The sequence below is a fragment of the Streptomyces sp. NPDC044064 genome (assembly GCF_056434245.1).
This window is the reverse complement of sequence record NZ_JBWKFN010000074.1, coordinates 1-3,810: the sequence shown is the minus strand read 5'-3', so window position 1 is coordinate 3,810 and position 3,810 is coordinate 1. Positions and strand designations below refer to the sequence as shown.

The window sequence follows — 3,810 nt, the reverse complement described above, 5'->3', positions numbered from 1 at the left end:
GGCCGTTGCTTCGACCGAGGAGGCTGTGGCGTCCCCAGGCGTGGTGCCGTGGGTCGTCTCCGGCAAGACGGAAGATGCCCTCAAGGATCAAGTTGAACGTCTGCTTGCGGCTGCTGTTGAGCGTCCGGTGGATGTGGGTCTGTCACTGATCACTTCGCGGTCGGAGTTCGCTCACCGGGCCGTGGTCCTGAACGGCACCGAGATTGTCGAAGGTACGGCTCGAGCCGGGAGCAACGCCTTCCTGTTCTCGGGGCAGGGTTCGCAACGGCTCGGTATGGGGCGGGAGTTGTACGGCAGGTTCCCGGTGTTCGCGGAAGCCTTCGATGCGGTGTGTGCGGGGCTGGACGGGCACTTGGATGTGTCGGTGCGGGATGTGGTCTGGGGTGAGAGTGAGGAGCTGCTCAACCAGACGGTGTACGCGCAGGCTGGGCTGTTCGCCATCGAGGTGGCGTTGTTCCGGCTGGCTGAGGCGTTCGGCGTTCGCCCGGATTTCCTCGCCGGGCATTCGATCGGTGAGGTGGCGGCGGCGCATGTGGCGGGTGTGTTCTCGCTGGTGGATGCGTGTGCTCTGGTGGCGGCTCGGGGCCGGCTGATGCAGGCCCTGCCGGAGGGCGGGGCCATGCTCGCCGTCCAGGCCACCGAGGAGGAAGTACGTCCCCTGCTGGGTGAGTTGGTGTCGATCGCTGCGGTCAACGGGCCCCGGGCCGTGGTGGTTTCCGGTGCCGAGGTGGCGGTGGAGGAGATCCGTGCCCACTTCGGTGACCGTAAGTCGACGCGGCTGCGGGTCTCGCATGCGTTCCACTCCCCTTTGATGGACCCGATGTTGGAGGACTTCCGCGGTGTGGTGGAGGGTCTGTCCTTCGGCGCACCAGTGATTCCGGTCGTGTCGAACCTGACGGGCGAGGTCGCGGCGTCCGAGGATCTGTGTTCCGCGGACTACTGGGTGCGCCATGTCCGTGAGGCGGTCCGTTTCGCTGACGGTATCCGGGCCCTCACCGCCACAGGTGTGAGCCGTTTCCTGGAACTCGGCCCGGACGGTGTCCTGACCGCGATGGCGGCGGAGTCCGCCGACGCCGATGCCGTACTCGCCGCCGTGCTCCGCAAGGACCGCGACGAGGAGACGACCACCCTCCAGGCCCTGGCCCGCCTCTACGTCGACGGCGCCAAGGTCGACTGGACGGCTGTCTTCGCCGGAACGGGTGCCCAGCGCGTCGATCTGCCGACCTACCCCTTCCAGCACCAGCGTTACTGGCCCGCTGCGCCGTTCGTCCGAAGCGGGGACGTCAGCTCCGTCGGCCTCGAACCGGCTGGGCACCCGCTCCTGGGTGCCGCCGTTGAACTGGTCGACACGGACGGGTTCTTGTTCACGGGCCGTCTGTCGCTGCAGTCGCACCCATGGCTCGCGGATCACGAGGTGATGGGCTCCGTTCTCGTGCCGGGCACAGCCCTTGTCGAGCTGGCCCTGCGGGCGGGTGACGAGGTCGGCTGCGGAGCGGTGGAGGAACTGACGCTTTCCGCACCGCTCGTGCTGCCCGAGTCGGGTGGCGTACGGGTTCAGGTGTGGGTGGGCGAACTCGACGAGTTCGGCCGTCGAGCCGTGAGGGTGCACTCCCGCCCCGATCACGGAAGCGAGGGCGGGTGGACACAGCACGCCAGTGGCCTGATCGCGCCCGCGACCGCCGCGCCCTCTTCGTTCGACGCTGCGGTGTGGCCGCCGGCCGGGGCCGAGGCGCTGGACGTGACCGGCACGTACGAGACCTTCCTGGAGGCCGGGTTCGTGTACGGCCCGGTGTTCCAGGGGCTGACCGCTGCCTGGCGGCTCGGCGACCAGGTGTTCGCCGAAGTCGCGTTGCCCGACGACGCGCACGCCGAGGCGTTCGGCGTACACCCGGCACTTCTCGACGCGGCGCTGCACGCATCGGTCTTCACCGGCGACGAAGAGCCGGGGCAGGGGAGGGTGCCGTTCTCCTGGTCAGGAGTGACGCTGCATACCGTAGGAGCCTCGTCCGTCAGGGTCCGGTTGTCACGGAGCGACGACGGCGCCGTGTCGGTGGAGGTCGCGGACACCGCGGGAACACCGGTCGCCACGGTCAGGTCCCTGATCACTCGCCCGGTGTCGGCCGAACAGCTGGGATCCGTCAACGCCCACATCCGGGACTCCCTGTTCGCACCGGAGTGGTCTCCGGTGCGGGTTACGGGCGAGGAGCCGGTCTCCTATGTCGAGTGCGACCTGGACGCTTTGCCGGTCGAGCCCGCCGCCGTGGTCGTCGTACGGATCGAATCCGCCCACGTCGACGACGTGGTGGGATCGGTGCACGCGGTGACCTCGCGAGTGCTGGGGCTGGTGCAGTCATGCCTGGCCGAGGAGCGGTTCGCCGACTCCCGCCTGGTGTTCGTGACATCTGGTGCCACGACCGGCGCGGACCTGGCCGGTGCCGCGGTGTGGGGTCTGGTGCGGTCGGCGCAGTCGGAGCACCCGGGCCGGTTCGGTCTGGTGGACCTCGATGGCGAGGACGCGGCGCGGATGTTGCCGCGCGTGCTGGGTTCGGACGAGCCGCAGCTGGCGGTCCGGGACGGTGAAGTGCTGGCTGCTCGGTTGTCCCGAAGCCCCGCACCCCAGGCGCCGGAACCGATGTGGGACGGTACGGGCACAGTTCTCGTCACGGGCGGTACGGGTGGTCTGGGCCGGACGATCGCCCGGCACCTTGTCACCGAGCACGGCATCCGGGACCTGCTGCTCGTCAGCCGGCGCGGTCCCGCGGCGCCGGGCGCCGAAGAACTGGTCGCCGAGCTTCAGGACCAGGGCGCGCGCGTCGCGGTCGAGGCATGTGACCTGGCCGACCGAAAGGCTCTGGCCGCCCTGATCGCCCGCCATCCGGTACGGGCCGTGGTCCACACCGCGGGCGTGCTCGACGACGGCGTCGTCGCCTCCCTCACCCCCGAGCGGCTGGCCACCGTGCTGCGGCCCAAGGTCGACGCGGCCTGGAACCTCCACGAGGCCACCAAGGACCTCGACCTTTCCGCGTTCGTCGTCTTCTCCTCCGTGGCTGCGACCTTCGGCAGCGTCGGGCAGGCCAACTACGCGGCGGGCAACGCCTTTCTCGACGGCCTGGCCCAGTACCGACGGGCGGCCGGCCTGCCGAGCGTGTCGCTTGCCTGGGGCCCTTGGGCTCAGACCGAAGGTATGACGGGCGAACTGAGCATTGCAGAGGTAGAGCGCATCGCCCGACTGGGAATGCCCGCCATCACGCCTGAACTGGGACTGGCCCTGTTCGACGCCGCGTTGGCCGTCGGGCGGCCGGTGACGCTGCCGGTGCGCCTGGACTTCGGCGCCGTCCGGGCGCACGGCGAAGTCCCCGCGCTGCTGCGCGGTCTGATCCGTACACGCGCGGCGCGTGCTACGGCCATTGGGACGGCCACGGCCGCAGGTTTGGCCCAGAGGCTGACCGGGCTGAGCGAGGCCGAACGGCGCGAAGAAGTGCTCGCTCTCGTACGGGCTCAGATCGCCGCCGTGCTCGGACACACCAGTTCGGACTCGATCGACCCCACGCGAGCCTTCCAGGAACTCGGCTTCGACTCTCTCACGGCGGTCGAACTCCGCAACCGCCTGGGCACGGTCAGCGGCCTGCGCCTGCCGACGACGGTCGTCTTCGACTACCCGACGGCCGATGCGCTGACCGGGTTCGTCCTCGACGAGTTGTTCGGTGGGGAGGTTGAGTCGGCTGAGTTTGTGCCGGTGAGGTCGGTGGTGGCTGATGACCCTGTGGTGATCGTGGGTATGGCGTGCCGGTATCCGGGTGGCGTCGAGTC

General features: G+C 69.5%; 1 pseudogene. It reads left to right on the top strand.

The annotated features are described in order from the left end of the window. Positions 1 to 28: 28 nt before the first annotated feature. Positions 29 to 3,810, top strand: a pseudogene (locus tag AC07DS_RS46225) (SDR family NAD(P)-dependent oxidoreductase); the annotation flags it as partial.